Annotated in this window: 12 protein-coding genes; 3 read left to right on the top strand and 9 right to left on the bottom strand. The window is 53.5% G+C overall.

Annotation, left to right across the window (positions count from 1 at the left end; all coding sequences use genetic code 11):
- Positions 1–95: 95 nt before the first annotated feature.
- Positions 96–869, bottom strand: coding sequence for a peroxide stress protein YaaA (gene yaaA / locus ACSZO4_RS21390; RefSeq protein WP_437891077.1), 774 nt, complete (start codon positions 867–869; stop codon positions 96–98).
- A 56-nt stretch (positions 870–925) separates the two neighbouring features.
- Positions 926–2,374, bottom strand: coding sequence for an alanine/glycine:cation symporter family protein (locus ACSZO4_RS21385; protein ID WP_437891076.1), 1,449 nt, complete (start codon positions 2,372–2,374; stop codon positions 926–928).
- A 199-nt stretch (positions 2,375–2,573) separates the two neighbouring features.
- Between ACSZO4_RS21385 and tal the strand changes: the two genes are divergently transcribed.
- From tal to ACSZO4_RS21370, 3 genes are all read left to right on the top strand, one after another.
- Positions 2,574–3,527: a transaldolase gene (gene tal, locus ACSZO4_RS21380; protein ID WP_437891075.1), complete on the top strand. Its 954-nt coding sequence runs from the start codon at positions 2,574–2,576 to the stop codon at positions 3,525–3,527.
- 109 nt (positions 3,528–3,636) lie between these two features.
- Positions 3,637–4,224, top strand: coding sequence for a molybdopterin adenylyltransferase (gene mog, locus ACSZO4_RS21375; RefSeq protein WP_437891074.1), 588 nt, complete (start codon positions 3,637–3,639; stop codon positions 4,222–4,224).
- A 127-nt stretch (positions 4,225–4,351) separates the two neighbouring features.
- Entirely contained in the window at positions 4,352–5,656 is a 1,305-nt protein-coding gene (locus ACSZO4_RS21370) for an MFS transporter (RefSeq protein WP_437891073.1), read from the top strand.
- On the opposite strand, the gene ACSZO4_RS21365 is transcribed toward ACSZO4_RS21370, so the two are convergent.
- From ACSZO4_RS21365 to satP, 7 genes are all read right to left on the bottom strand, one after another.
- Positions 5,653–6,405, bottom strand: coding sequence for a molybdate ABC transporter permease subunit (locus tag ACSZO4_RS21365; protein WP_437891080.1), 753 nt, complete (start codon positions 6,403–6,405; stop codon positions 5,653–5,655). The two genes, ACSZO4_RS21370 and ACSZO4_RS21365, sit on opposite strands and share 4 nt — an antisense overlap.
- 14 nt (positions 6,406–6,419) lie before the next feature.
- The gene (locus ACSZO4_RS21360; RefSeq protein ID WP_437891072.1) at positions 6,420–7,349 is read right to left on the bottom strand and encodes an extracellular solute-binding protein; all 930 of its coding nucleotides are present in this window, start codon (positions 7,347–7,349) and stop codon (positions 6,420–6,422) included.
- Between the two features lie 132 nt (positions 7,350–7,481).
- On the bottom strand, positions 7,482–8,621 hold the full coding sequence (locus tag ACSZO4_RS21355) for an ABC transporter substrate-binding protein (protein WP_437891079.1): 1,140 nt from the start codon (positions 8,619–8,621) through the stop codon (positions 7,482–7,484).
- Between the two features lie 23 nt (positions 8,622–8,644).
- Positions 8,645–9,421 (bottom strand): ABC transporter ATP-binding protein, encoded by a 777-nt coding sequence (locus tag ACSZO4_RS21350; protein WP_437891071.1) that lies wholly within the window; start codon positions 9,419–9,421, stop codon positions 8,645–8,647.
- Complete coding sequence (locus ACSZO4_RS21345) at positions 9,418–10,491, bottom strand: FecCD family ABC transporter permease (protein WP_437891070.1); 1,074 nt, start codon at positions 10,489–10,491, stop codon at positions 9,418–9,420. Before ACSZO4_RS21345 ends, ACSZO4_RS21350 begins: the two co-directional genes overlap by 4 nt.
- Before the next feature lie 188 nt (positions 10,492–10,679).
- Complete coding sequence (locus tag ACSZO4_RS21340; protein ID WP_437891078.1) at positions 10,680–11,933, bottom strand: chloride channel protein; 1,254 nt, start codon at positions 11,931–11,933, stop codon at positions 10,680–10,682.
- Between the two features lie 129 nt (positions 11,934–12,062).
- Positions 12,063–12,629: an acetate uptake transporter gene (gene satP / locus ACSZO4_RS21335; RefSeq protein ID WP_437891069.1), complete on the bottom strand. Its 567-nt coding sequence runs from the start codon at positions 12,627–12,629 to the stop codon at positions 12,063–12,065.
- Positions 12,630–13,291 lie beyond the last annotated feature (662 nt).

Genomic DNA, 13,291 nt, shown 5'->3' with positions numbered 1-13,291 from the left:
AGATCAACAAACGGGGAAAAGATTCAAAAAAATCCCCCGACAATGTTGCCGGAGGATTTGTGTATAAGAGACAGCCCGGCCGGGAGGGGATAACGTTACTGCTCGTGTCGTTTAAAGACCAGTTCACCTTTCCCTGACAGCTCCTCATCAAAGAAATAGCCTTCACTGTCGAACCCGGTCAGTTGTTCTGGCGTGGTCAGACGGTTTTCGATGATGTAGCGACTCATCAGCCCGCGCGCCTTTTTGGCATAGAAGCTGATCACTTTAAATTTGCCGTTTTTCTCGTCGAGGAACACAGGCTTGATGATTTGGGCATTCAGGTTTTTGGGTTTCACCGATCTGAAGTACTCATCTGAAGCCAGATTAACCACCACATCATCGCCCTGAGCTTTGATAGCCGCGTTCAGGTGCTGAGTGATGGTCTCACCCCAGAACTGATACAAATCTTTGCCTTTCGCATTCTCCAGACGAATGCCCATCTCCAGACGGTAGGGCTGCATCAAATCCAGTGGCCGCAACACGCCATATAAGCCGGAAAGCATACGCAGATGCCGCTGGGCGAAATCGAAGTCAGCGTCGGAGAACGTCTCTGCCTGCAAACCGGTGTAAACGTCGCCTTTAAACGCCAGAATAGCCTGGCGGGCATTTTCTGGCGTGAAATTCGGTTGCCAGTCATGGAAACGGGTGGCATTCAGATCGGCCAGTTTATCGCTAATGCCCATCAGGCTTTTGATTTGCGGCGCACTCAGCTTGCGGGCGACGGCAATCAGCTGCTGTGAATAGTCCAGCAACTCAGGCTGCGTGTAGCGTGTCGTCGCCAGTTCACTTTGGTAATCCAGCGTTTTCGCAGGTGAGATCAGAATCAGCATATCCAGTCCTTGCAGGGAATTTGCGCTGACTTTAGCAAAAAATTGCCCGGGGTTGATCAATAGTTGCGATTGTTAACCGGCTTCTCCGTAGCGCTATCCCAGGCTCCTGGCGAAAGTTGGCGGTTGATCTCCGGGTAACGGCTGGCGTTGAAAACCGGGATAACCCCCAGTTTTCTCTGGCGTAAATAGTCTGCGGCGACAATAGAGAGCACTGGTGAAAGAAGCAGGATAGCCGTCAGGTTGGTAATAGCCATAAACGCCATAATGACATCGGTAATATGCCAGAGCAGAGGTATACGCAGCTGCGAACCAATGAATATCATCACTACAATCCCGACGCGCAGTAACCGGCGGTTACGCTTGTTGTTGATGCGTAAAAAAATCAGGTTATTTTCCGCATAAACATAGTTTGTGGCGATGGAGTTAAAGGCAAACATAAAAATAATCACCGCCACAAAACTTGCTCCCCACTGACCGGTGAGGGAGACCATGGCCTGCTGGACTATCTCAATGCCTTTGACGGCGTTATCCGTCTGGTTGTTGTCTGCCAGCAAAAGGATAAAAGCGCTGGCCGTACAGATCAGGAAGGTATCGACAACCACGCCAACCATTTGCACAAAACCTTGCGCCGCAGGATGTGGGGGCCAGGAGGCCGCGGCGGCTGCGGCGTTTGGCGTGGAGCCCAACCCGGCTTCATTGGAGTACATACTACGCTGAAAGCCGCTGGTCAGCGCCTGGCTGAGCGTGTATCCCATGGCGCCAGATGCGGCTTCCTGCCAGCCAAATGCGCTCTTCACTATCCCTGCCAGCATGGCGGGAAAATGCGTGATGTTGTCGATGCCAATACCAATACTCATGGCGACCCAGGCAAAGGCCATGACGGGGACGACCCACTGCATAAAGCGGGCAATGTCTTTCAGGCCTCTGGTTATTAATAGCAAAAGCATACCCGCGAGGAACAGTCCGGTGTACCACTCCGGGATATTCCAGGCATAGTGAACGGCGCGAGCCACCGAGTTGGCCTGAATGGTGTTAAAGAGCAACCCGTAGGTCAGGAGTAAGAACAGAGAGAAGAGCACGCCCATCCAGCGCATTCCCAATCCTCTGGCCATATACCAGGCGGGGCCGCCACGAAATTGCTGACTGGCATCGCGTTCTTTATACAGCTGCGCCAGAGTACATTCGGCAAAGCTGATGACCATACTGACTATCGCCGAGACCCACATCCAGAAAATAGCGCCAGGCCCGCCTGCGGCGATCGCCAGCGCGACACCGGCGACATTTCCGGTACCCATTCGCCCCGCCAGACTCAGGAACAAAGCCTGACTGGAGGTTAAGCCTCCGGACTGGGTTCGGCTGCTTTTGAGATTCTGATAAAAATCGCCTATCAGCCGGAACGGAATGAATTTGCTACGAAATACAAACCAGATACCCGCTGCGAGCAGCAGGTAGAGCATCAATGAACCCCAAAGCATTTCACTGATAAAGGAGAAAAATTCAGGCATTAACATCCCTCTTGTCTATGCCAATGTGCAGGATGGAAAGTCGCGCTATGCTTAAAAGAGCACTACTTCGCAGGCAATTAGTAAATCAAGTTTACCATAATTACGCCGCCTCAATGCGCGGTTGCGCTGCCAGTACGTCGTGTTATCATCAGGGAAGACCGGTTACATCCCCCTAACAAGTTCAAAGAGAAACACTATCATGACGGATAAATTGACTTCTCTGCGTCAATACACCACAGTCGTGGCTGACACCGGAGATATCGCGGCAATGAAGTTGTACCAGCCGCAAGATGCAACGACCAACCCTTCTCTGATTCTTGGCGCTGCCCAAATCCCTGAATACCGTAAACTTATTGATGACGCAATCGCCTGGGCTAAAGGCCAGAGCAGCGATCGTGCTCAGCAGGTTATCGATGCATCAGACAAACTGGCAGTGAATATCGGTCTGGAAATCCTCAAGCTGATCCCTGGTCGTATCTCTACCGAAGTTGATGCCCGCCTGTCCTACGACACCGAAGCGTCAATCGCCAAAGCCAAACACCTGATCAAACTGTACAACGATGCTGGTATCAGCAACGATCGTATCCTGATCAAACTGGCGTCCACCTGGCAGGGTATCCGCGCGGCTGAGCAGCTGGAAAAAGAAGGTATCAACTGTAACCTGACGCTGCTGTTCTCCTTCGCACAGGCTCGTGCATGTGCGGAAGCGGGCGTTTTCCTGATCTCTCCGTTTGTTGGCCGTATCCTCGACTGGTACAAGGCGAACACCGACAAGAAAGAGTACGCGCCGGCTGAAGATCCGGGCGTCGTGTCGGTGACTGAAATCTACCAGTACTACAAACAACACGGTTACGAAACTGTGGTTATGGGCGCAAGCTTCCGTAACCTCGGCGAGATCCTGGAACTGGCAGGCTGTGACCGTCTGACCATCGCCCCAGGCCTGCTCAAAGAGCTGGCGGAAAGCGAAGGCGCTATCGAGCGTAAACTGTCTTACACTGGCGAAGTGAAAGCGCGTCCGGAGCGTATCACCGAAGCGCAGTTCTTCTGGCAGCACAACCAGGATCCAATGGCGGTAGACAAACTGGCGGACGGTATCCGTAAGTTTGCTGTTGACCAGGAAAAACTGGAAAAAATGATCGGCGACCTGCTGTAATCATTCAAGGTGGCCGGGTTCCCGGCCACTTGCTTTTGCGCCCCCCTGTCTGCATCTCCTCTTCGCGTGTATCATTTCCATAAGTCATACTTTTTTATACGGAATGAATATGGACACATTACGCATTGGTTTAGTCTCTGTTTCTGACCGCGCCTCCAGCGGTATCTATCAGGACAAAGGCATCCCGGAGCTTGAAGCGTGGTTATCTGCCACCCTCACCACCCCGTTTTCCATCGAAACGCGTTTGATCCCGGATGAGCAAAATATCATTGAGCAGACGCTGTGTGAGCTGGTGGATGAAATGAGCTGCCATCTGGTGCTGACCACTGGAGGGACAGGTCCGGCGCGTCGGGACGTGACGCCCGATGCCACTCTGGCGGTTGCCGATCGTGAAATGCCTGGCTTTGGCGAGCAGATGCGCCAGATTAGCCTCAACTTTGTGCCTACCGCCATTCTTTCCCGTCAGGTTGGGGTGATCCGTAAACAGGCGTTAATCCTCAATTTACCTGGTCAGCCGAAATCCATTAAAGAGACCCTGGAAGGGGTGAAGGATGCTGAGGGGAACGTAACCGTGCCGGGGATTTTTGCAAGTGTACCGTATTGTGTACAGCTTCTTGACGGGCCTTATGTGGAAACCGATCCCGCCAGGGTAGCGTCTTTTCGTCCTAAAAGTGCAAGACGCGAGACAATCTCCTGAAGATAGCGCTTTTTTGATTTAAATTATACGGACGCTGGAGTGTTGATTTATTTACGGTATAGTAATTTTTAATTTACAGTTAGCGTAAGCAACGAAATCAACACCTCCTCTTTACAAATGGTCCGTTATGTCAAAACTCACACGCCCTCTGAATAAACAGGATTACAAAACCCTCACGCTTGCCGCATTAGGCGGTGCGCTTGAGTTTTACGACTTCATCATCTTTGTTTTCTTTGCTGCCGTCGTTGGCGAGCTGTTTTTCCCGGCGGATATCCCGGAATGGCTGCGTCAGGTGCAGACCTTCGGTATTTTTGCGGCCGGTTATCTGGCGCGTCCATTAGGCGGCATTGTGATGGCGCATTTCGGCGACCTGGTCGGGCGTAAGAAAATGTTTACCCTGAGCATTTTGCTGATGGCGGTGCCAACCCTGGCGATTGGTCTGCTGCCAACCTATGCCTCGGTCGGCATTGTCGCCCCTTTGCTGTTGCTGCTGATGCGTGTGCTTCAGGGGGCGGCGATCGGCGGTGAGGTGCCCGGAGCCTGGGTGTTTGTGGCAGAGCACGTCCCTGAGCGGCGTATTGGCATTGCCTGCGGCACTTTAACGGCGGGTCTGACCATCGGCATCCTGTTGGGCTCCGTTGTGGCGACGCTTATCAACACCAGCATGACGCAACAGGCGATCCACGACGGCGGCTGGCGTGTGCCGTTCCTGCTTGGCGGGGCATTCGGTCTGGTGGCTATGTACCTGCGCCGTTGGTTGCAGGAAACCCCTGTTTTCCTTGAAATGCAGCAGCATAAAGCGCTGGCGCAGGAGCTGCCGGTTAAAGCGGTAGTGATGAAGCACAAAAAGGCGATCGTCGTCTCCATGCTGCTGACCTGGCTGCTTTCGGCGTGCATCGTGGTGGTGATCCTGATGTCGCCCGTCTGGTTGCAGAAACAATATGGCTTTGCTCCGGCCCTGACCTTACAGGCCAACAGCATCGCCACGATCATGCTGTGCTTCGGTTGCCTTATTGCCGGGCTGGTGGTTGACCGGGTTGGCCCGAGCAAGACCTTTATCGTCGGCGGCATTCTGCTTGCCTGCTCAAGCTGGTTGTTCTATCACCAGGTGGGCAGCCATCCGGAACAGCTGTTTGCTCTGTATGGTCTGGTGGGTTTGTGCGTTGGTATTGTGGGGGCCGTGCCTTATGTGATGGTGCGTGCTTTCCCGGCAGAAGTCCGTTTTACCGGAATTTCGTTCTCCTACAACGTCTCCTACGCCATTTTTGGCGGCCTGACGCCGATTGCCGTCACCATGCTGATGGGCGTCTCGCCGATGGCTCCGGCCTGGTATGTGCTGGCGCTGGCGCTGACAGGTTTAGGACTGGGTATCTGGCTGCGCCAGGATTGGGTGGCGGCACAAAATCCGACGCTTGCTAAATCCACGCACTAACGTCGTTTCAAGGTTACCCGCCTGCCGAGGAAAAAGCAGATCATCGGCAGGGGTAACGTCACAATAAGCAGCATCCAGAGCAGGGTATAGACAGCGTCGACGCCATCATTTTGTAGATTGGTGTAGAGCTTGACCGGAATACCCTGCGGGAAGTATGCGAATATCATCACGATGCCAAACTCACCCACGGCACGTGCCCATGCAAGGGTAACGGCTGAAGCGAGTCCCGGCAACGCCAGCGGCAGCGTCAGAAAACGAAAACGATTCCAGCCCGAAGCCCCCAGCGTCTGGCCTGCTTCGAGAATCTCTTTCGGTACGGTCGCAAAAGCTGAACGCGCCACCACAATAAACCAGGGTAATGCTCCGTAGACCTGAGCCAGCACAAAAGCGGCGGGATTGTTTACCAGCATAACGCCAAGGTGTGAAATCCACTCACCGACCAGGCCGTAAGGCCCAAAGGCGGACACCAGCAGAATCCCCATCGCCAGAGGAGGCGTTAGCAGAGGGATCATCACCATGAGCTCGCCAATTAGACGCCGACGTCCGGATGCCTGCGACAGCCACCAGGCTGCCGGTACCCCGAGGGCAACGATAATACACAGCGCCAGCGCACCGAGCGCCATCGACACGCCAATGGCGCTGTCGTCCCGCCATGCCAGCTGTAAATGGTGCCAGGGCGTGACGCTTATCAGGGTAATAAACGGGATGCTGAGTAGCAGGATTGCAGGCAGGGAGAGCCAGCCTGCAATCCTGGCTGGCCGTCTTAACGGGCGTATAACGCGTCCCCTTTCGGCTCGGCGTAACCATACTGTTTAAACAGCGCCTGACCTTCCGGGCTTTGCAGGAAGCTGACGAATTTCTTCCCTTGATCCACGCCGTTAGGCGCATTTTTCAGTACTGCCGCGTAGAAGACCATCGGCTGGGTGTGCAGCACCTGATCTTTACCCTGGCTGTCTTTGATGGTGAAACTCACGGTGTCATACCACTGTTTTGCCATTTGCGGGTTGCTTAGATTTATCTCATCCGGCAGGGCAACATAGGGGAGGTGTGCGGAACGGACTTCGCTTTCATAACCGGCGGCAGCATCCACCTGACCGCTTTCCAGTCGTGCCAGCAGACCGCCTTCCTGGTGGGTTTGCTCCGGATTTTGCAGCGAGCCTAAAATCTTGTCGGCACTGCCCGGCATCTGGTAGTACTTCTCTGCCAGCAGCAGCGTAAAGACGATGTTCTGCCCTTTAGGATCGACATAGGGGTCAGTGCGACCAAATGAAACGTCTTTTTGCGCCAGCAGATTCAGCCATGACGCGTCTTTTTTCTCACTGGCCTGCGCAAACCGGGCGGCATATTTGCCTTTCGGGCTGTACGCTATCACCATGCTGGTACTGGCGACAGGAACCGCATCGTCAATCATTCCGGCATCTTTGAGGATCTGCATTGGGCCCGGATTGATGGAGATGAAGACATCGGCTTCGATCTTATGGCTCGCCAGTAAACGCGCCATTCCGTACGCCCCCTGACCCTGCCCCTGATAGTCACCGTTTTCCGTTTTGGCGAATGCCGGGCCGAGACCCTGATCCATCACTTTGCCCATCGAACCTGCATAGGTCACGCGGATATCTTTTGCCATCACCATTGGGGCACATTGCAGCAGTACCAAGGCCAACAGGCCTAACTTCACTTTTCCTGAAATCATTGCGCGCTCTCGTTATGTATTTATTTACATAGTGGAGTGTCAAAGATAGTTCGCGTGATAACAATTATTACCGCCGGTTCGTTGACCTGCCGTTGATAAAAAAGCGCCATCGGGGGATGGCGCGGGTGGGGATCACTGTGCGGGGGTATAGCTGAGAATGATGCTGTCATCCGGGATCCGGGTGAAATCCTTGATGATGGTGTGATAATCCGCCAATGGGTCGATGTCTTTAAACAGCTGCGGATAGAAGATTTTACTCAGTGTTTCAATGGCGATGATGTTGTACGGGTTGTTGTAGAAGTGGTGATACAACGCCCCGGTATGCCCTGCAACTACTGCCGGAATACTGCTTACGCCCTGGCGGGCCAGAAGCGCATTAAAGGCGGCGACAACCTCTTTCTGGTCAACGTTGTAACCAAACGGAATGATGGCCGTGCCTTTACCCGGGCGTTTCGAACCGCTCATCAGATAATAGTCAGGATTGAGAGAGATAATTTTCTCTACCGACACATTGCCGGTCGCCCCTGGCAGCAGCTGTGAACCTATGTTCACACCGCCCGCGGCTTCCACCAGTCCACCCCAACCGTTGCGGGCGTGGGTAAAGCAGCAGCCGTTGTCCAGGCCTGCGACACCGGCGATAGGCTCAATAAAGACCAGCGGTTTTTTGCTGGCGGTCGCCAGACGTTGATGCAGGGTATCCAGACGCTGTTGGTAGAAATCGGTATAGGCTTTGGCTCGCTCATTTTGTCCCATAACTTTACCAAGCAGCGTGATGCTTGGCAGGGTGTTTTCCACCGGATGCAGTTCATAATCGACAAACACTACCGGCACATGCAGCGCTTCCAGTCTGGCGAGTACGCCACTTTGCACCAGAGAGGGTTTAGCGCGCAACTGGGCAATCATCAGGTCAGGATGGCGGGAAATAATGCTTTCCAGATCAACATTGCCCTGATCGGAAAATTGCATATCGAGGATTTTTTCGGCCTCAGGCCATTTGCGTTTCAGCACGTTCCAGCTCTGGGTATCCTGCTTTTTCGGCAGGTTGTTCCAGGCCACCACTTTGGCGAAGGGGTTATCTCGTTCCAGCAGTGCCAGCGCGAAAATATCCCGTCCATCCTGGAGAATGATGCGCTGAGGTTCCTGCGCAATGGTGACCGTGCGATTGTCGATATCTTTGACCGTTACCGGCCAGTCCTGCGCCTGGGCCAGCAACGGTGACAGCAGGAGCGCTGCACCGCTGGCGGCGACGATAAGTGCCTTCTTCAGATTCATCATTTCCCCGTATTTGCGTTTTTTTATGTCGTTAAGCCATCGACCACCACGTGCGGCAGCCCTTGTGAACAAAATTCGACTCTGCCCTGTACGCCGTAGACGGTAGCCAGACTGGCAGGAGTTACCACTTCCTGCGGAACGCCACTGGCAATCAATGCGCCGGCTTTGAGCATCACCGCATATTCCGCATGACGCAGTGCGATGTTGATGTCATGAATCACCACCACCGTCACAATGTTGCGCTGGCGCGTTTCACGGGCCACGATGTCCATGACATGAAACTGGTAGTTGAGGTCGAGGGCGCTGAGCGGCTCATCAAGCAATAGCAGGTCGGGTTTGCGGATCAGCGACTGGGCAAGACCAATCAGCTGTTTCTGACCGCCGGAAAGCTGGTCGAGATAGCTCATTGCCAGATGCGAAATCCCCAGCTTATGCAAAATATCAAAAGCCTCTTTTTCGCTGTTGCCCTGATCGCCAGAGCCGCTGGCCCGGCGGGCGACTATCACCGATTCCAGCGCATGCAGATGCACGCCCTGCGGCAATGACTGCGGCAGATAAACCACTTTTTGCGCCCGCTTTGACGACGGTAAATCCATTAAATCTTCGCCATTCAATTCGAGCCTGCCCCGTGCCGGATTAAGGTCGGCAAGGGCGCGCAGCAGGGTCGATTTTCCGGATCCGTTTGGCCCGAGCAGCGCAGTGATCTGGCCGCGAGGCAGTGTGGGTGTATGCAGCCCATCGATAATCTTCTTGTTGCGATAGCCGGTGTGCAGATTGCTGATTTTCAGACCGTCGGTCATAGCGTTCCCCGGTGGCGAATAATAATGCTGAGGAAGAAGGGCACGCCCACCAGTGAGGTGACGATACCGACAGGAATGATGACGCCTGAGACAATATTCTTGGACAGCACCGAAGCCATCGACAGCACCAGCGCGCCAATCAACATACTGCCTGGCAGGTAAAAGCGGTGATCCTCGCCGAAAATCATGCGTGAGATGTGAGGCGCCACAAGACCGATAAAACCAATGGGGCCGACAAACGCCACGGTCAGCGCCGAGATAACGCTGATGCGCAGCAGAGTGGCAAGCCGCAGTTTTCGCACATTGATGCCGAAGCTGACGGCGCGATCTTCTCCCAGACGCAGTGCTGTCAGCTTCCTGGCATTTCTCATCGACAAAGGCACGATAAGCAGCAGGGTAATAACCAGAATCGCCAGCTTATCCCATGACGCGCGGGCGAGGCTGCCCATGGTCCAGAAGACCAGCCCTTGCAGGGTGTCTTCACTGGCGACGAACTGCAAAATCGAAATTAAGGCATTAAAGGTAAAAACCAGTGCAATACCAAACAGCACCACGCCGGAGGTGGCGACCCGCGTCCAGCGGCTGATCCCGTCAAGAATAAAACAGGCCATCAGGGCAAAAACGAAAGCATTTACTGAGATGAACCACTGGTCAGGAATGCCTGGAATACCAATGCCGAGAATGATCGCCAGGGCCGCGCCAAAGGAGGCCGCGGACGACACGCCAAGGGTGAACGGGCTGGCAAGAGGGTTATTGAGGATGGTTTGCATCTCAGCCCCGGCCAGTCCCAGCCCCATGCCGACAACGATAGCCATCAACGCAAAGGGCAGGCGTAGCTCCCAGACGATAACCCGGGTACCGGCATCCGCCGAGGCGGCATCGAACAACGTGTGCCAGAGCGTGGGCAGCGAAAGGCCTGAAGGGCCGAGGGTAAAATCAAGCAGCAGCGACAGCAGAATCAGCAGCAGGATAGCGCCCGCTAAGATAAAACGGCGCAGCAGGATTTTTTTGTATTGCAACGCCACGGCTGACGCGTCCAGCGGCACGCTGGCGGTAAGGTGGGAACTCATTGGCTGACCTTATGCAACAAAACTGAACGGGTTTATCCCTCCCAACTTTCCTGTCAGGGGTGTTGCACGATGTCCATTCATCGGGATGTTCTGGCGAACATATTAAAAATGATAATGCTTATCAATTGAGGGAGGTGGTTATTAACGCTTCGTTTAGCAACTGTTATTGTTGTGCTCAAAAAATAGTCTTACCGACGACGTTCCAGCACCCGGCAGGTAGCCCAGGCACCTGTAATGCACAAGGCCACCGGCACCAGAAAGCTATGATCCATGCGTGTGGATTCCATGACTAACGCTAATGTGGTGACGGGCATGTGCGCTGAGGCCGCTAAAAAGCCTGCGGCGCCGAGCAGAGCGAAGCTCTCCATATCGCTACCGGGGAAGAGAGGACCGACAATCAGAAACAACAGGGAACCCAATAATCCGCCAACCGCAAGACCGGGCGTCAGCAGCCCTCCCGCCGCTCCACCGCGGATCACCGCACAGATCAGGAACACTTTGAGCACTAAAAGCATTGCCGCAAGCGTCGCGCTTATCTCGCCACTGAGGGCCAACTGCGCAGCTCCTTTACCGTTGCCCGGTAATTGTGGAAACCAGATGGCGCAGATGCCAAGTAGCGTAAAGGCCGCAAGGCTTATCACCGGCATTTGCCAGTTATCCTGCACTTTGCTGCTGGCATATTGAGTCAGTCGGCGAAAAAGACACGCCATGGCGCCCAGCAGAGGACCACACAGTATCCCCCAGAAAATCAACGAGGTTGCCGCGAATTCAGCAGTGAAATGGTACTGGTGCTCATCGCCCAGCCCCAGTGAGGCAACCCAGGCGGCAAGGGCGGACGTTACCAGCGCGGCAAGAGCTGCATCCCGGCTAAAGCTCACCAGCAGTACTTCAAGGGTAAAGATTGCGCCGGCCAGTGGAACGTTGTACACCGCTGCAAGGCCTGCTCCCGCGCCGCAGGCTGTCATCAGTTGAATGTCTGCGGAAGTCAGATGCAAACGACGGGCAACGCCTCCGGCAAAAAGCGCCCCGGCCTCGCGCGGAGCGACTTCACGCCCCAGCGGGGATCCCATCGCCACGGTGACGATTTGCAGCAGAATATGGACAAGTGTGGTCAGCGCAGGCATGGGCTTACTGGCGTCATTCACTGCCGCGCTAATGCTGACACGCTTTTTGCCGTAACGCGCCAGTAACCACCACCCGCATCCGGCGACCATTCCGGCCGCCACCAGGACGAGAAAACGCCGCTGTGCGCTGGCATCGGTGACGCCTTGCAGAAATGTCTGTGGACTGATAAGCAGATTCTGACTGTAGCCCCAGGTCAGGTGCTGGATCTCGTGCAGCAGCATAGCAAGCAGCATGCCGCCGAGCCCGGCCAGTATTCCGGTAAGAAGAAGAGCTGCCCAGCGCTGAAGCCCGTAAATTACACCCTGAAATGAGATCATCATCCGCGTCTTAATGAATGAGGAAGAGAACAATCATCCCACAAAGCGAGTTAACAGGTTATCAATCAAAACGTAAACAAAACGGGGGAGGGGGAATTCGTGCCCGCGACGCAGGCACGAAGGGGGGGATTAGTGCTGTTCGCCAATCGGCAGTACGGTGCGACCGTATTGCTCGTTCAGAACTTCACCCATCGCCAGGTAAATCGCGCTTGCGCCACACACCAGGCCAATCCAGCCAGCAATGTGAACGATGCTTTCGTTATCTGCCAGGTGACCTACAGCCAGCAGTGCGAACAGCACGGTCAGGCTCAGGAACACGAATTGCAGCATACGTGCGCCTTTCAGAGTACCGATGAACATAAACAGGGTGAATACGCCCCAGATAGCCAGATAGACACCCAGGAAGTGACCATTCGCCGCATCAGCCAGACCCATTTTCGGCAGCAGCAGGATAGCGACCAGCGTCAACCAGAATGAACCGTAAGAGGTGAATGCGGTTAAACCGAAGGTGTTGCCCTTTTTGAACTCCAGCAGGCCAGCGAAAATCTGTGCGATACCGCCGTAAAAAATACCCATAGCCAGGATAATGCCATCCATTGGGAACATGCCGATATTGTGCAGGTTAAGCAGAATAGTGGTCATGCCGAAGCCCATTAAGCCCAGAGGGGCCGGATTAGCCAACTTAGTGTTCCCCATAATTCCTCAAAATAAATCAATATTGAATGATAAAAGTCGTCCCTGCGTCCGTTTTGAGGAAGCGGGGCGGCGGCATCATAATGGGCTAAACATGCCGCGTCTATGATCTGAACAGGAGAAATTAAAATTTTTTATCTATCTCATCAGAACCCGATGAAAAGGTGGAACAATATGCTGCAATTTATGAGGTAAGCATATCAAAAACCTTGATGTAGTCATCTTTACGTTTCGCGGTAAGAGCAACTTACGCTCTGAATTACCTCCATTCGAGTAAACCAGAATTTATGATGCGGCGATTATGGATGAGAGCGGTTTTAGATTAATGAGAATAGACAGTATCATTATTTCACTAAGTAAATAAATAATTGCTGTTAAAGAATGAACTTAGCCTTTTGCATTGGATGTGCGCAATTGTTCAAAGTGGTCTAAAAATACAACTGCTGATTGTTAATTATCGTTCTGGATTGGAGTGGTCAAATAATTAATAAAATAGTTACTCTGAAAATAACATATCAAATATTGATATTTTATTTTTCTCTTTATTTGTGTTGACTTGAATACAAACATCCATCCTCCATAATCAGTACTAAATAGCTGTTCCAAATAGTAGATCACCTGAAGGGAACTCAGTCCGGGTTGAGCGATCTGATCAACCGCTAAAT

Origin of the sequence: Phytobacter sp. V91, from assembly GCF_965644225.1 — a bacterium.
GTDB lineage: Bacteria > Pseudomonadota > Gammaproteobacteria > Enterobacterales > Enterobacteriaceae > CBFFRJ01.
This window is presented reverse-complemented; position numbering and strand designations above follow the sequence as displayed.